A 13,968-nucleotide genomic window follows, 5' to 3' on the forward strand; every position below is an offset into this window, starting at 1 on the left:
GAAGTGAGGGTAGGCTTCTTGTAGGAGGGTGAGCTGCTCGATGCGCTGGATCGCGAGTTCTACTGACTCACGAGCCATTCATCGCGATGGCTTGCTCGACGGCGGCGGCTGCCTCGTCGTCGGTTACTTCGGTCTGCGGAACCAGCGGAACCACATTGCGCTGCTTTCGCCGCGCCTGCATCTCCTGAATCTTCTTCTGCATCTCGGACAGGGCCGTGTTGTCTTCCACAACTGCCGTGATGTTGTTGTCCTTCAGGAACTTCGTTGCCGCGCCGAGGATGGCGGCGTTGCAGAGGTCGGCGTCTTGAACGAGCGTCTTGAACGTCTCGGCTACGAGCGCATGCAGTTCCGCCAGCGATTCGCTGCTGGCGGTCTTGCTCACTTCTTCTCCTTCCCGGTCAGGGTTCGGTACACCTTCGGTGCGATTACGATGAATTGCAGCACGAGGTAGACGCCCGTGCCGTACATGATCCAGTCCGAGAGCGGGTGCCCTAGGATAAGGGAGCCGCTCGTGTAGACCGGAGGTGCAGCCTGAACTACTGCCGATGCTACTTCGCGGCTGTTCATTTGTTCTCCTTAGATAGTTGGTTCCTCCGGCCAGTCGATGCTCATCGGATAGCCAGACTGCGCGGTGATATCTCGCAATGCTTGGCGGTACTTCCGGAATGGTGTTGGGTCCATTCCGGCATCCGCTGCCCGCCCCACGGCGGCGTCCGCTGCTTTGAGCAAAGCCTCGCGTCTATTGCGCGCTGCTCGATCGGCCTTCATAGAATTGAAAGCTCGTTCGTACTGAGCCCACAGCGGTCCAATTTCAGAGGGGGCCGGGGGACGCAGGTCAGTTCGTCCCCATCTGAAGATCGCTGCGGGAGCACGCTGATTCCCATTTGCATCGACTGCATGACCGATCCAGTAATCTTGGCCGTTCGCCGTGCCCGGATAGAGCTGCTGCACGCAGAATGTGAGTTGTTCGTTGGTAATCATCAGTACGTCCTGATAGTGACGCATCGAATAAACTGCTCGCCCATCCGCATGTAATCGGAACTTGCTGTCCGCAAGCCAATCATCACGTACGGATTAGGTGCCTGAAGGGTTGCACCTGCCGTGAGCGGTCCGAATTCAACCGCTCCAGAGTTGAACTGACATTCACGCGGAGCTGATCGGTTGTAGAGATCATTCAGCACATCGTTCGACCAGCCTCGGTTTTCGAACCACCAGTTTCCGTCCGGCGTCATGCGATGCGAGCCTCGCGAGAACATGTTGCCCCAATCATCAACGGCCCACGTTACTCCGCTGTAGGCGTTGTTGATGATCTCGACGCCACCGCCTTGACGTGCTCGGATGTACGCCCATGTGTTGTCGTTGTACCCGGATCGCAGCCCCAAGTCTGCCTGCCAGTTCGAGGCAGTGAGGCGAAGCCTCCAACCAACATCCTCACCCTTCGTCAGCTTTCCATTTGGATCGAAGTTACCGGTATCCCAAGGCGTTGCGCCCCAGCCAGGCCGCGCGCTCAAAACCAGCGCGCCGTCTTCGCCGAAATACGAGTATTTGTATGCGCCGGGCGGTCCAGAGCGGAACACGATGTTTCTCTTACGGGGATCGTTGTAGATGCCCGGCGCAGAGCCGTCTCCCTCCAGCCCGAAATTCAGAATAACTTGCGGCACATAAAGCGCCCCGCTCATCTTGTCGCCGGACTTCTGTACCGCAGCATTCGCCGTGGCGACAGCCGCCGCAGCATCAGACTGAGCCTGCGTAGCCTTCGCGTCGATGCCGTTCGCCGTGCTAACTGCATTTGCCGCAGCCGTATCAGCGCTGCTCGCGCTGTTCACGGCCGACTTGGAGTTGTCGAGAGCACTTTGCGCCTTGGCGTCGATGCCGTTTGCAACTGACTGCGCGATGTTGGCCGTATTCACGGCCGACTTGGAATTATCAAGCGCCTGCTGAGCCTTCCCGTCGATGCCGTCTGCGACTGCTTTCGCCGCACCCGCAGTATTGACAGCGAACGTGGCATCTCCTCGGGCGGCATTCGATTGATCGACTGCGAATGCCGCGTTTCCATCTGCATGCTTTGCGGTAGCGGTCGCTGCGTTTGCCGTGTTGAGTGCAGTTGCCGAATCGATGATCGCCTTGGACGAGCCATCATTCAGCAAGTCGAATCGGTCGGCCATTTCCGCCGCGACGAACACACCCTGCTCGGCCATTTCGTCGAGGTTCGGCTCGTTCAGGACGGAGCCGTTCTTGAAGCTCACCAGCGGCGTGCCGCGTGGCGTGTCCCGGTAGATGACGATGTACTGGCCCAATGCTACGGGCGCTCCCAGCGTGATCTGGCTAGGGCCGGTCCACATGCCCGACGTGATGACGAGCGGCGTAGTCCGGCCCGTGATCGGGTCGAACGTGTACGCCTTCACGTGATCCTTGCTGATGTACCCACCAGCGAAGTTGAAGCTGAATGTTTTGGTCGAGCCGTCGCCCGGAGCGACAAGCATCGAGTTGCGCAGGCCACCCTGACCCGACGCGTCCAGCCACGGGACGAGATAGTCCGCTGCCATGTTGGCCTCCTGTTGTTAGTGTCTGTCAGAGGGACATGAAATTGCGGAGGCCCGCCCAGCGGCGCTGGGCGGGTTCCGACTTACTGATTCAGCTCGTTCGCAAGCGCGGAGCCGATGAGGGTGTTCGCGCCCGGAAGGACGCGCATTGCCGTGCGAGCATTCTTGACGTAGTTGACGGGTTTATCCGTCAGCGGATTCGTGCCGCCGTTCAGCGCGCCGAGGGCAGCGCCGCCGACTGCACCTACCGCCTTGGACATGGCCTGAAGCTGCCCGAGCGCCACGATGGGCGACCCACCCCCCGCGTTCGTCTGTCCGCCCATGAGGACGTTCGCCGCATCGAGGCCGTCTCCCAACATCCCGGACACGTTCGTCATGACTGCGATACCGCTCGCGAGATGGATACCGTGCATATGCTCCCGCACGTACTTCTCCCGCTGGGCGTCCGTCATGCCTGCCGTCGAGGCCATCGTCTTAGCGTAGTACAGGGCAGCGCCCCATGCCGTACCCATGACGAAGCCCGTCGCGGAGTTGCGGTCGGCGATGAACGCGTTCCGCATGAGCTGCTTCTCCTGCGCCGTGATGCCGTACTTCTTGAACTGGCCCGCGTACTTCCCGACGATGCCCTCGCTGAGCCAGCGTGGCGTCTCGCCGATGTAGGCACGCTGAAGCGCCTGCCCGGTAACGCGGTGGATAGCCCCGATCATGTCCTCGGCTGCACCCGGATGCGTACGATCCCATGCATCCCACGAGAACAGCTCGCCGTCCTTGCGGTTGGAATCGTGAGTCGCGATAGCTTCCTTGATCCGGGCCACACGGTCAGCCGTCAGGCCCGAGTCCACGAGACGGGCCGGGTTCAGGTGCGAATGCCCCGTACCCGTGATGACACCGTTCTCGATAGTTGAGCCGCTGATCGCTTTCGCGAGGTCTTCGGCCAGCAGCGGAACGAAGCCGCGATGCAGCACCTTGGCAACGTAGTGCGCACCCGAGAGCTTGCCTACGATATCCATACCCTGATACCCGATCCGTCGCCACATCGCCGAGTCCTGAAGTGCCGAGCCCGTGTGGTTGAGCGTAGCGCCCGCGCGCGTCTCCCCGAAGTGCAGACGGTGATCCAGCCCCATCGCTGACGACGCCATGCGGTTCAGTTGCTTCATCAGCGCGGTGTCCTTACCCATCCCGTTGAAGATGGATTTGAACATGCCGTTCACGCCCGACGACGCGATGATCGATGCAGCGTCCGCCAGAGCGTTGAAGCCCAGCTTACCCATCATGCTCATGTGGGCCGTCTGCGCGAGGAACTGCGCCACCACGTTGTCCTTGTTACCAAGGCGATCCGTGAGGCTCTTATGCAGGAAGTCCAGCGCGTTCATCTCCTCATGGTTTGCGCCACGGGATACGAGCGCGTCCTTCATCGCAGTCCAGTGCGCGTCGTCTTTCAGGCCACGCTTAGCCAGTGCGATGCGCCCAGCGAACTCACTGGACTGCCCCTCCACCATGCGGCCGATGTCCGTGTCGATGTAGTCCAGCAGACGCGTGCCGTCCGGCTGGCGGGCCAGCAGGTCGAACTCTGTACGGGTACGATCCGAGATGACATCGACAAGTGCTTTCTTGAAGTCATCCGCCATCACACCCGTGACCTTCTTGCCCGTGTAGTCCGCCTTGAGCATGTCCGCTGCAACCGCTCCGAAGTGGTCGTCCGAGCCCGCAATCCGAGCCTCCGGGTCGCGGATGATCTGCGTCAGGTAACGATCCGTGAGATTCGCGGCCTGCTCGCTGACCTTCCGGTGCAGTTCCATCGTGGCGTCCTGCGTAGCCGGGCCTGCCTTGTTCAACTTGTCGAGCGCAGGTTCGATCACCTTCGCCATGTACTGCTGCCGCAGCATGCCCTTGAACGAGTTCCACTCGCCCGCGCGCGCCGGGTCGTTGTACATCGACTGAAGCTCACGCCAGTCCCACGCGTACGGCAAATAGCCCTGCCAGCCTCGCTTGCCGATAGCCGTGGACTTCGCCTCACCGTACTTCGCCCCCATCTCCGTCATGTCCTTCCACATGCCATCGACGACAGCCGCCATCTGCTTCACGAGCGGATGAGCCTGCGAGACGTACTCCTCGCCGGACAGGCGCGCGTTGCGGTTTGCCAGTCGCTCCTCCTGCACCAGTCGCGAGATGCGCTTCTCGGCGTCGCCCGCGAAGATGCCCTGCGACCACCGCACACGCTCCTCGTTCGTCATCAGCTCGGGCAAGATTCGGTGCCATACCTCGGCAACCGGCTTGCGCCAGTTCGACGCGAGGATCACCTTGTCAATGGCTGCGGACGTGGAGTGCTGGCGGTTCACACCGGTCGGGTCTTCGGCCAGCATGGACGCGATGTGGCGTACGTCTTTGTTCGCCGAGCGGCCCAGCGTCATGCCAACCGAGTCCAGCATGGCGACGGCCTTGCCGACCGCGCCCATCTTCTTGCCCCGGATCGAGTCGTACCACGTCGAGGCATTACGGCGGAGCTTCTCCGTCTCCTTCGGCAGCACCTCCTTCCAGTTCTCCAGTTGGTCTGCCATCTTCTGCGCGAGCACGCCGAGCGGAACATCTTCGCGGGCAACGCCCGGAGCCGTGAGAACCGAGCGACCGGTGGGGCGGGCGTATGGAAGGTCCGCGCGGAGCGGCGTGCTCACGAGGTGATCGGACAAGCCGAGCGCTTTCGTCAGCATGTTCACCTCACCCGGCTTCAGGCCCAGCAGCGCGCGCACTGCGTCTACGGTCTTCGACAGGATGTTCCCGTTCTTGACCTTTAGCGACTTCAGGTGGTCGATGAATGCGGACTGGCCGCTGTACAGACCGGCAACGAACTCGTCCACGTTCTTCAGGTAGTAGCGCGTGTTGGCGTCCGTGCCCTTGTACTCGCGCAGAGCGCGCTGGCGCAGCTTGTCGAGCTGGCTTACGAGCTGGCCGTGTGCGGACTGCGGCATGCGCTTGCCGTATGCGACCTTCTGCGCCGTGACGCTATGGGCGATCTCATGCAGCATCATCTCGTCACGGTTCAACCCGCCTCGCGGCGACTGGCCTACAGCACGCTTCGCAGCGTGTACCGGATGATCGATCGCGTCGTGCGCCCACGTATGAATCTCGTGGGTCGCCGGGTTGTAATGGCTCCGGGCATTGCCGCCCTTCTGTGCGCTACCGGGATGCTCAAAGATCGCTGCCGCGCTGCGGCCTTCCTGCGTCTCCATGAGGCGACGGGCCAGCGCCCGAACCATCGGGTCTTGTGCGTCCGTCGCCAGTCGCATCAGTTCGGTGTGAGAGTCTGTGCTTGCGCCGCGAGCCCGCTCGGAATTGCTGAGCATCTCGTCCCTCACATTACCCATTCGGACGGCTTCGGCGTTCGCCCATTCGTCATTGATCCGGTCTTCGGCACCACTCACCACATCGCGCTCCGTAGCGTCGTTGGTGGCTGCGTCTTCACGCGACTGGCGCTCCTCCGGCTCCAGCTTTTCAGCATCCTTGGCGCGGGCTTCCGCCTCTGCCTTTTCAGCCTGCTCAGCCTTGAACTCCTCCACCGCGTCTGCGATCTTCGAATCGCCTGACCCGTGATCGCCTGCGCGAGTCTCCGTCTCGGTTACGATCTTGTTGCCTGCCAGTGGATCGCTAGCATGAATGCCTGCGTTCGAGTCTTCTGAGCGAGTCTCACCAGCCGCCCGGCCTATGATGTCGTCGATGCGCTCGTTCTGACCTGCGATGTGGGCGTCGAGTGCGTGACCATCCAGCTTTGCCCCGACCTCCGGCTCGACCTTCGCTCGGACCTCGCCCATGAGCCCAGCAGCATGCCCGACCCCGCCGAGCATTGCACCCAGCGCGCCCTGCCTGAACAGCTCGGGCCAGTTATCACTGCCGTTGTCCATCCGCGTGATGGCGTGCGCAGCGAGCATGTTGCCCGCCGCGCCCTCTGCCATCGAACTAACGACGCCGGTTACGCCCTCTGCCGCGCGAACCGCGAATGCCGCACGCGCCGCGTTCGCAATTGATCCTGCGCCAAGCGTAGCGACCAGCATGACCGGATCGCCTGCACCTGCGAGAAGCTGACCGGCCGTGGAAGTCCAGCCGCTCTGCGCGGCTCGGCGCTGGAAGTCTGCCTGTTGCTGCGCCATGCCGAGACGGCGCTCGTAGTCGGCCTGCGAGAACGCACCGCCCACGTAATCGCGGAGGTGGTTGTCAGCCCAAATTTCGGGCGCTTCCGTCGCCACGTAGTGTTTCTGAGCATCGCTCATTCTCCAGTTCGGATCGGGCGCGCCTGCTTGAAAAGCATCTTGCAGACGGCCCGCAAGTGTATCCCAATGCGCCGCCCGGACGAACGACTCCGCGAAGTCCGTCTTCTCGCTCAACGCCCGGATACCCGCCGCCGACTCCGCATACGCTGCGTCTTCGAGGCCCATGCTGTCTAACGAGCTGCGCAGCGGTGTGCTATCGAACGCGGCGTCGTCAATGAGTGCGTCTGCCACCGGCTGCGCATTCTGGCGCACCGCCAGCGCCTTCATCATCGGCGTCTGCGTAGGGTCGATGCCCTGCCCCTTACCCATGCCCGGAGCAACGAATGGAACGCCCGAGGTCGCAACACCGTCCTCGCCGGTGATCGCCGACACGTACGCGTTCGTCTCGTCGTTGTTCCACTTCGCCGGGTTCCAACCCGAGTTGTACGCCCGCAGCGCGTCGCCGTAGTTGCCGAAGCGCTGCATGTTCTGCGTCATAACAAAGCGCTGGATTTGCAGCGAGTCATCGAAGTTCGACGGGTCCAGACGACGACCCAGCGCTTCCTCAACCTTCGTCAGCGTCTTCGGCATGACCTGTGCGTAGCCGAGCGCCCCCTTCGGAGACACGGCGTTCGGATCGTTGCGCGATTCCTGCCAAATCTGCGCTGCACTCGCGCCTTGCGGTGCTCCGATTGCGCGGTCGTTCGCTGCGAGTTTATCCAACTGGTCCTGCGTGAAGTTCATATGTTCTCCTAAAAGGTGGAACGCGTATGAGGCAGCAGCCTCGTTGGAAGCCGCTGCCGCTACGCGCTTAGTAGCCCCAGCCCCAAGCGTTTTTGCTTGAGAGCCCGAGGTCGGGGTCGTGGTGTTCCGGCTTGTTCCCGTAGGTGTCGAGGATGCGGCGACCCACGGTGTCCGCCGTGATGTTGATGTGCTTGAGTGCGCCGTTCAGACCGGTCATGAACAGAGTCATGTAGCCGTTGCCGAGGTTCTCGCCTGATGTGACCTTCCAGTCCTTCGCCACACCGCCTGCCTTCTCGATCTCCTGATCGATGGCGTACTGGACGGCGTTCTGGTACACCGCGGTCGTCTGTTCGCCCATGCCCGGATACTTCGCGTTCACCGAGCCCGCGAACGATGTCTGCCCGAGCGCGGCGTTGTGCAGGATGAATGCACCCGGCACGAAGTCCGAATTCTTCATCACCTGCCCGAGCGCCATCTGCGAGGCTTGGTCGTCCGTCATGTGGTACGCGGCCTTGTATTGCGCGATGATCGGCGCAACATGAACGGCGAGCTGCTGCTTGTTGCCGTCCGTCAGGTTGTACGGTGTCAGCGCCTCGTTGCCGCCCCACGGCATGAGCTTCTTGAACCAGCCGGGATCGGCCTTGCTCACCGTGTCCTGTGCCAGCTTCACGTCCTGTGGGGAGGCCGTCACACCCTGCGCCCGCGCAATCAGTTCGCGCTGCTGCTTGAGCTGTTCCGGGTCCATGATGTTCGCCCCGCTGTTGAGGAGCTGGATCACCTTGGGGGCATCCGATCCGACGTACGAGTGGACAGCCTCAGCGCCGCCCGGACCTTGCAGGAGATTCGACGCGTACAGGAGCGCCGTCTGCATGTCTCCGGTTGCAGGACCGTTGCCCGACACGAGCGCCGGAAGTTGCTGGGCCATCGCCTGCTTCAGTGCCGGGGACTGGTAGCTGGAGTAGTGCGCCGCCGCGCTCAGCTTGTCCCACATATTCTTCTGAGCGTCCGCCTGCTGCGCGTACTGCGGACTAGTCGCCTTCGAAAACAGCGTGTCCGCTGCCTGCTCGCGCGAGCCGGATGGGAACGGAAGATTCTCGTATTTGGCGAACGAGTTATTGTTCATCGCGTCCGCTGCAAGCCCCACTGCCTGATCGTAGTTGAGCTGTTGAAGCTGGAGCTTCTGCACCTGTGCGAGCTTCTTCGCATTGCCCTGATCGAGTAGCTTGTGCATCTGCGCCCGCTGCGCGTTGTTGTACACCGCCGTGGCGTCGCCATTGAGCTGGCGGTTCGAGTCCTCCATCGTGTCCATCACCGCGTCGAGCTTGGCGTGCCCTTCCGGCGAGGAATCGAAACCCGTCGCGCCCGACATCAGGCTCCACTGGAGGTCGGCCCGTGAGGTGAACAGGTTTCGTGCTGCCGGGTTTTTCAGGGCCCACTCCTGCTCCAGTCGCGGAATCTGTACTTCGAGGTTGTCCTTCATCTGCGTCGGCATCTCCTGCCATGCAGGCATGTCCTTGATGGCCCGCACCGCCTGCCAATTCCCGTTCTGCGCATTGCTCAACACGGTGTCCCGCAGACCGCGCTGATATGCCTCGGTCGTCATGTTGTCAGGCTTCGCGAGCAGGTTCGTGTAGTCCGCGTGTGCCTGAGCCACTGCATCCGGCGTCAGGTTGTTGTTCGCCTTCAGGGTTTCCTGAAGCGCCTGCCCGCCCGATGCGCCGAGGTTCGTGAAGCCGTTGTACGCTTGCTCTTGCGTGAATTGCATGTACTGGCCCATGTGCACGCTGAGCATCTTCGGGAGCTGCTCGGCCAGCCCCTGCTGCACCATCGCATCGAAGTACGGATCGCCCGAGGGCTGCACCTCGCCCATCTTGCTGACGATGTACTGCCGCACCTGATCCGGCGATTTCTCACGGAGCTGGGGCATCGCCTGCATGAACTGCGACTGCGCGTCCTGCATGGCCGCTGCCATGTTGAACGCCTGCGCACCCTGAGTCGTGGCGTCCGGGCCGAACAGCTTCGTGTACCACGGCTGATCGTTCTCGATCTCGATGAGGCTCTTGCCCTGAGCTGCTTGGGCCATGCCCTCCGCGTATTGGAGCTTCTTCTGCCTTTCGATGTATGGCTGGAGCATCCCTCCCGCCAGCTTGTTCAGAGTGTCGATGTTCTGCATGCCGCGCCGCGCGACAGTGTCGGCGAACTGAATCGCGTTACCGCCAGATACAACGCTACCGCTGGATTGTCCCGCGCCGGACGGGCCACCAGAGAAGCTAGTGGAACCTCCACCGCCGAACGTGTTCTGTTGCGTGACTACGCCGCCGTCGCCGGACAGGCCGAAGTTCACATTAGCCATCTGCTCTCCTTAGTCGAGTGCGAAGTTGAAGGAATTGTTGCTGCTTGATCCGCCGCCGCCGAGCGTGAAGCCGAAGTCGTTCCGGCCGCTGTACGAGCTGCTGCTGCCGAATGCCGACCCGCCATTCCCCACGCCCCACGAGTCAGCGAAGCTGCTCACGCCTTGTAGGATCGACTGCGACGAGAAACCCGGAGTCTGCCCCACCCCACCGTTGCCGCCGACAGAGCCACCGCCCATGTTGCGGAACATCGAGAAAGCGCCACCACCGACTGCCCCCATCGCTGCACCCATCCCTGCCGTGATGTCGGGCATCTTCTCGGGCGCGATGAATGTTTGCGGAATGTCCTTCTGGTAATTCATGCCCGCGACGGTCTGCCCGTAGTCCTGCGAGGTGATGAGGTTCGAGCGCAGCCCCGCCGCCACCATCACCTGATCGAAGGACATCTGCGCGCCCTTCGTGGCTTGCATCGTCGTGAGACGTGAGGTTGTGGTCTGCATAGTCGCGCGCATGATGTCTGCGGACGTGCCACCCGTACCCCGCGATGCAGCCTCGACGCGCATTGCGCCGAGCGCCCCAGCGGCCGCGATCTGCTGCTCCACGCTGCCGCGTGTCATCGCCTCCTGAGCCCGTGCCATGTTCACGGCCTGCGCGTTCGTCTGCGAGCCTATGGCGATGGCACGGTTCTGGTTGCCAATCGAGCGCTGGGTGTTCGACAGCGCCGCTTGCGCCGCGAGAAATGCGTTCCCCGCGTCGCGGATCATGTTGTTGTTGTCCGCTGAGTCCTTCGACAGCATATTCGCTGCCTCAGTCTTCGCGGAGTCCAACCTGTACTGCGCGTCGTTTTGTGCGTTCTGAAGGCGGGCCTGCATCATGCCGACACCTGCGCCCACGATCATGTTAAGGAAGGAACACATTAGACTCTCCTACCTGAAGTGAAGAATTGACCCACCCATTCAATCGCGGAGATAGTCATGGGTAGGCCCACCTTTGCGATAAACTTGATCTTGTGCTCGATGTTCGATCGCCCCACCGGAACCGGGAAGTTCGTAGTGCTGATTGGCACGCGCCCGACGAGGTTATTCGAATGACCAACCTGACGCCCCGCGTAGCTGACGAGGTGCCGCTCGGCCCCGGTCTTGTCGATCATGTTCACGATGCAACCAGAGCTGTTCGTGAAGCTGGCCGTGTACTTATTGATGACGAGCCGCCCGTTCACGATTGCCTTGTCGTTTGAGTCACGCACGTACGGCGGAGTCGGTACAACGTAGCTCGGGTAGTCGAAGCCTCCCCAATAGTCCGCAGCCGGAATCGCCGGATACTGCGACGTAAAGCTCGTCCAGCTCGTCAGCTTTCCGTTCAGCAGGAACTCATCATGGGTCGCTCCGATGGCGGCGTACGCGTCGTTCCACATACCCGGCGTGTTCAGCTTAGAGAGGATCGGCCCGCCCTGATTCATCGGGCGCATGCTGTCGAGATACGGGCGCGTTCGATCCGCTGTGTCAAGACTGAACTCGTTGCACATGACGATGGCATTCGATGCCTGCCCGGCCCTCGCGTCGAGCGCAATGGTAAACGACAGGAGCTTCTGCTGGTACGAGCTGACGCCCGCCACTATGCCGAGCGCATCGCTGAACTCCCAGCGGCTCCACGAGTCGAACTCGCGCTGCTGCGTACCCGGAGCATCGAGGTACGTGTACACGTAGAACCCGTTGTCATAGCCGTCCGCCCGCACCAGTAGCGCAGGCGGTGCGCTCACCGTAGCCATCTCAGTCGGACGGCCCTTGATGTAACGCGAGAGCTGCTTGCTGATCTGGAATGTCTCCGGGATATCCTGAAACAGCCCGAGCTGGAACTGGTTGATGATGCCGCTGTACGGCACATCCCCGTTCGACGCAACCTGTGAGCCGTAGAAGACAATGTTCCCATGCACCACTGGCTGACAGAGGATCGCGTCTCGCTCGGCCGCTACCGGCGAGATGGTAATGTTCGCAGGCGACGCCGCTACGTTGCCGGGGATCGTGTACTGGTTGCGCAGGCCGAACAGAAACAGGTTCTTGTTGTACGTCACGCATCGCGTAATCACGTCGTCCGCCGCGCCGAGCGCGTATGCTTGGATCGGGTCGTCGTCATGCACAGACAGCATCGTCTTACGGAAGAAGTTGAAGTAGTCGCCCGTACGCGACATGAACACCGTACCGTCCGAGACGATCACGAGCCGGTCCTGAAACATCGCCAGCAGACTAATGCGCTTGCCGAAGAAGTACGGGATCGCACCCGTCTGGTCCTTGTCCCCGCACACTGAGCCCGCGAACTTCGGCACTTGGAAGTCCGTCGAATACGCGTTGAGTTGCGCCGGTCCAGAACCGATGGCGAACGTATCGCCGTCCTTCGTGATGCCCCCGACAGCGAACACCTGCCCCGGCTGTACTACCTGCGCCGGACCTTCGACCCACTTGCCAGTGCCATACCCCTCGCCGGTGTCCGTCTTGAACACCATGTAATATGGATCGACCTGCGTGTTCGACTTGATCTGGATAGGCTTGTCGTTCCAGTGGATGCTGCTCAGCTTGCCAACGTCATCGAGCGTGTTGAACACTGCGCGGAACGTAGTTCCATCACCCCCGTCGTCGCACGACATGAAGCTGATGTTGTCGAGGATGACGGTGCCACCGCGTCGGTCGCAGTTCGTGAAGCCTTGCGATTGCAGCGCCGCGCGGAGTTTCTCCGCGATGTTCTGCGGTTGGATGCTGGCTTGCGCGTCGCCGATCCACTGGTTCACCTTCGAGTTGTAGTCGTTCACGCGGTCATTGATCTGCTTCTGGTAGTCCGGGGCGGACGACGGAATGTCCGACGTGTTCAGCAAGTACGGATAGCTTGATGCCATCGTCGTGTATGCAGCCGTGAACTGCACGCCGTCCGACCGGCGCGTGATCTTCAGCGTGTACGTTCGGCTGTACGCGCCACCGCGCACCCAAGCGACGCCGCGCATGTTATGACCTGCAAAGCGGTCGTCGAGGCTGTAGCCGGGGCCGAGCTTGTTCGCCGCGATGGCGATGTAGTCGCCCACAGTACAAAGCGCTGAAACGCCGCCCGTCACCCACGGGGCCATGCCGTCGGGGTCCGCTAGTACCACGCTCAGGAAGCGCGAGTCTGTCTTGCAGTAGCAGAGGAACGCCGGGAGCGCAGCAGGGCACGCCGCAACGTCGCTCCGGTACAGCAGCGCATACTCCTTGCTGTTGTGGAAGAACGTGAATGTGCGGTACATCCTGATGTCGGCCTTGAGGCTATCCAGCGACGAAGCCGCCGTGAGCACCTTGTAGTCCGTTAGGAGCGAACCGGGACGGCGGGCGCAGCCCACCACCGGGTCCGAAATCATGTTCACCTGCTCCCACATCTGGCCCGGATGTCGATCCTGCGGAACCTGCTCGCTGACGCCTCGCGTGACGCTCGCGTATGAGCCGACAACCTTAGCCATTACCAGCCCCTCCGTCCGATCCGCATGCCGCGAGACATCGGGCGCATGAGCCGGAGCTTCTCCTGCATCGACACCGAGTCGAAGAAGTTCACCCGCGACTGCCGCGTGTGCTCGGCCTTGAGCAGCCGATGGGCCAACGTGTATTCGCCACCGATCTTGCTGTACTTGTTATCGTCGCCATCGAACGACGCTTGGAAGTCCAGCCGGGCACGCGCCGAGATGGCGTGCTGGGCCATAGTTGGAATGTCCTCGAAGGGAACCTCGCGGATGACCGCCGCCTGAATCGGGCCTGCGCCGAACACAGGGCGCATGTCATACGAGGAGTGCATCTGGTCGTACAGCCGCGTGCCCCGTGCGATGACAGCCGCCCGTGCAGTTTCAACGGAGAGGGCGTCGGCGGGCGAGTACGCGAAGCCCGTGCCCGGATCGATGGTGATGTTCTGGTAGTCCGTGTTGAACCACCATCCTTCGCTCTGCACGACGGCAGAGGAATTACGCAGCGCCGTTAGAGCAGCCTGCACGTACGGATGATCGTCGTCAATGGCTACGAGGGGACTCTCGCCCATCGTTGCGAGACATGCGTTGACGACATCAAGTTGAGAAAGTCGCAT

Annotated in this window: 9 protein-coding genes; all 9 read right to left on the reverse strand. The window is 61.9% G+C overall.

All coding sequences use genetic code 11. The features are described from left to right. Nucleotides 1–67: 67 nt before the first annotated feature. The 9 genes from AQ610_RS11480 to AQ610_RS11515 all read right to left on the reverse strand — a co-directional run bounded on the left by AQ610_RS11480 (nucleotide 68) and on the right by AQ610_RS11515 (nucleotide 13,968). Complete coding sequence (locus tag AQ610_RS11480) at nucleotides 68–382, reverse strand: DNA packaging protein (protein ID WP_006026403.1); 315 nt, start codon at nucleotides 380–382, stop codon at nucleotides 68–70. Further along, the gene (locus AQ610_RS11485; RefSeq protein ID WP_043282551.1) at nucleotides 379–567 is read right to left on the reverse strand and encodes a hypothetical protein; all 189 of its coding nucleotides are present in this window, start codon (nucleotides 565–567) and stop codon (nucleotides 379–381) included. Before AQ610_RS11485 ends, AQ610_RS11480 begins: the two co-directional genes overlap by 4 nt. A gap of 9 nt (nucleotides 568–576) precedes the next feature. Next, a complete protein-coding gene (locus tag AQ610_RS33340) occupies nucleotides 577–981 on the reverse strand; it encodes an XkdW family protein (RefSeq protein WP_080595031.1) in 405 nt (134 codons plus the stop codon). Then, nucleotides 981–2,546, reverse strand: a complete 1,566-nt coding sequence (locus AQ610_RS11490) for a phage tail fiber domain-containing protein (protein WP_006026402.1) — start codon at nucleotides 2,544–2,546, stop codon at nucleotides 981–983. Before AQ610_RS11490 ends, AQ610_RS33340 begins: the two co-directional genes overlap by 1 nt. An 80-nt stretch (nucleotides 2,547–2,626) precedes the next feature. Further along, nucleotides 2,627–7,528 (reverse strand): transglycosylase SLT domain-containing protein, encoded by a 4,902-nt coding sequence (locus AQ610_RS11495; RefSeq protein ID WP_006026401.1) that lies wholly within the window; start codon nucleotides 7,526–7,528, stop codon nucleotides 2,627–2,629. Between the two features lie 67 nt (nucleotides 7,529–7,595). Next, complete coding sequence (locus AQ610_RS11500) at nucleotides 7,596–9,881, reverse strand: hypothetical protein (protein WP_043282550.1); 2,286 nt, start codon at nucleotides 9,879–9,881, stop codon at nucleotides 7,596–7,598. A gap of 9 nt (nucleotides 9,882–9,890) precedes the next feature. After that, nucleotides 9,891–10,796: a hypothetical protein gene (locus AQ610_RS11505; protein WP_009916605.1), complete on the reverse strand. Its 906-nt coding sequence runs from the start codon at nucleotides 10,794–10,796 to the stop codon at nucleotides 9,891–9,893. Then, nucleotides 10,796–13,357 carry a phage nozzle protein gene (locus AQ610_RS11510; RefSeq protein ID WP_009916606.1) on the reverse strand — a complete coding sequence of 854 codons (2,562 nt, stop codon included), beginning with the start codon at nucleotides 13,355–13,357 and terminating at the stop codon, nucleotides 10,796–10,798. The genes AQ610_RS11505 and AQ610_RS11510 overlap by 1 nt, the downstream gene beginning before the upstream one ends. Next, nucleotides 13,357–13,968, reverse strand: a complete 612-nt coding sequence (locus tag AQ610_RS11515; protein WP_080595030.1) for a phage tail tubular protein A — start codon at nucleotides 13,966–13,968, stop codon at nucleotides 13,357–13,359. Before AQ610_RS11515 ends, AQ610_RS11510 begins: the two co-directional genes overlap by 1 nt.

It is taken from the genome of Burkholderia humptydooensis, from assembly GCF_001513745.1.
In the GTDB taxonomy this organism is placed as follows: Bacteria; Pseudomonadota; Gammaproteobacteria; order Burkholderiales; family Burkholderiaceae; genus Burkholderia; species Burkholderia humptydooensis.